The sequence below is a fragment of the Chryseobacterium carnipullorum genome, from assembly GCF_900142785.1.
Taxonomy (GTDB): domain Bacteria; phylum Bacteroidota; class Bacteroidia; order Flavobacteriales; family Weeksellaceae; genus Chryseobacterium; species Chryseobacterium carnipullorum.
In genome coordinates, this window is sequence record NZ_FRCD01000048.1 from 1 (window position 1) to 1979 (window position 1979).

Genomic DNA, 1979 nt, shown 5'->3' on the forward strand with positions numbered 1-1979 from the left:
ATCCGAATTATGTAAATCATTTAGAAGGTCGTTTTGTAACATTATCTAATGAGAATTCTAATCACCAAATAATAAAGCGTCTGAAATTTCACGACGCTTTTGTTTATTATAAAATGCAGTTCTTTTTTAAAGATTAATCAACCGAAAATTCTGTTCTCCCATCATCTAAGTTATTGTCCTTGATATTTGTTGTGACGTTAATGAGAGCACAGTTAAAATCATTCTCGCCGAGATCTCGGAAAGTTGCCATTGATTCAAAAGAGTAAATTCCCACCCGATTTAATTTGATGCTTATTTCCAGCTCATATGAATCGGTAGCATTATTGTAAACCGGTTTAAATCTTGTGTCGTCCACCTTGTCACCCTTTAGAAAAATGACCGTGTTGCCCTTGAAGAGTTCAGATAAATTGACTAGCAACAGGCCGGAGTTTAGTTTTGTTTCCTCATAAATATCAACTTGTTTTCCACTCATTGAGAGTTTTGACTTGACTGCAAATTTAAAATTTACTGTCTCGCCTTGATCATATTTAATTTTACCGGGCAACAATTCACAAAGATTATCTTCAATGGTATAACGGGTATATGTATCACAGGGACCACCGCGTCCATCTTCACACTGCATCATAAGAGGAACCAAAAAGATGGAGAAAAACACATTTAAAAAGGATAATTTAAGCATATAGTATTTTTAAGTTCGTTCCCGAGTAGTTTTTAATATCATGCAAATTATTTTACTGCTAAAAAATCACTCCGAGTTTGGAGTGATTTTAAAATCAAAGTAAGATGTTATTTTTTGCTAAATTTTGCACTAAAAGTTGATTGTTTCGTTTTTACTTTTATAATGTACGTCGCTGTTTTTAAAAATGATACAGAGATTTCATTTTTTCCTGACCTATCTCTTATTACCAATTTTCCGGATAGATCATAAATTTCAACATCTTCTATATTTTCTTTTGTAAGAATATGTAAGTAATCAGTAGTGGGATTAGGATATACATTGAGGTGATTAACTTGAGAAATTTCTGCTGTCGAAAGATTATCAGCATTTAGGATTTTGATGTTATCAACTGTAAATCCCGAATCGAAATCATCATAAGCAAAATCAATGACTTGGAAACCCGTAGTTGTGGTCAGGAAATTTTTACTGCCAAGTGAAGTGTTATTAAGGAAATATTGTACAGAGTGATTTGTCATATCGACGACCATTTTAAAATTGTACCAGGTATTAGGGGTTACATCAATAGAGGTTTCTATTGCATCATCAATGATACCGTCGTAAATCGCCACATTACCCTGCTCGTAATTGATAACAAATGCAGCTAATATTGTATTTGAATTATCCCTAACTGCGATAAAATAGTCTGATTCATCAAGAGCGGATATCTTATAGTCAAAGGAAAATTCTGTTTTATTAAAACCAACAACGTTCTTTCTAATTCCGCCATCATCAAAACTGTTTGTTCCCAAAACATTCGCTGAGTTTGTACCCAATGTAGAGGTAGTGTTAATAATCGTTGCTGTGTTGGGGGTAGTGGTTCCGTAATAACTCCAGCCCTGTTGATTGTTGATTTCTCCTAAAGTGTAGCCTTCAGCAGACTCAAAAGAAATGTTTTGGCCGTAAGCAACTAAACTTAGACCTAGACTCAAAGCAGTAAATAGTAATTTAAATTTCATAAGTTTTGTTTAATTTATAAAAATATATATAGAACAATTGGACACTTAAGATTATGCTCATATTATAATACACAAGAAATTTTGTTCATTTTGGTATTAATATTCCTGTTATACTCCATCTTTGTTAAAACGTTGCTGGACATTCATAAATGAGGAATTTTTTGTAGTACTAAGTGTGTTAATTTTCAGCGATAAAACTAATAAAATATTTCATATTCTAAAGAATTTCTTTTTCATCAGATAAGTCACTTGATTGATTGTGAATTATAGTTAATCTTGACGGTGACTCACGGACTTTATGTAGT

General features: G+C 32.4%; 2 protein-coding genes. Both read right to left on the reverse strand.

Annotated features, from left to right (window positions below; genetic code table 11):
- Positions 1 to 133 precede the first annotated feature (133 nt).
- On the reverse strand, positions 134 to 679 hold the full coding sequence (locus BUC06_RS23250; protein WP_123873363.1) for a hypothetical protein: 546 nt from the start codon (positions 677 to 679) through the stop codon (positions 134 to 136).
- Between the two features lie 107 nt (positions 680 to 786).
- Positions 787 to 1674 (reverse strand): T9SS type A sorting domain-containing protein, encoded by an 888-nt coding sequence (locus tag BUC06_RS23255; protein WP_073337007.1) that lies wholly within the window; start codon positions 1672 to 1674, stop codon positions 787 to 789.
- Between the last annotated feature and the right edge of the window lie 305 nt (positions 1675 to 1979).

Coding starts and splice junctions, on each gene's coding strand:
- BUC06_RS23255 (WP_073337007.1), bottom strand. CDS start 1,674: ATGAAATTTAAATTACTATTTACTGCTTTGAGTCTAGGTCTAAGTTTA.
- BUC06_RS23250 (WP_123873363.1), bottom strand. CDS start 679: ATGCTTAAATTATCCTTTTTAAATGTGTTTTTCTCCATCTTTTTGGTT.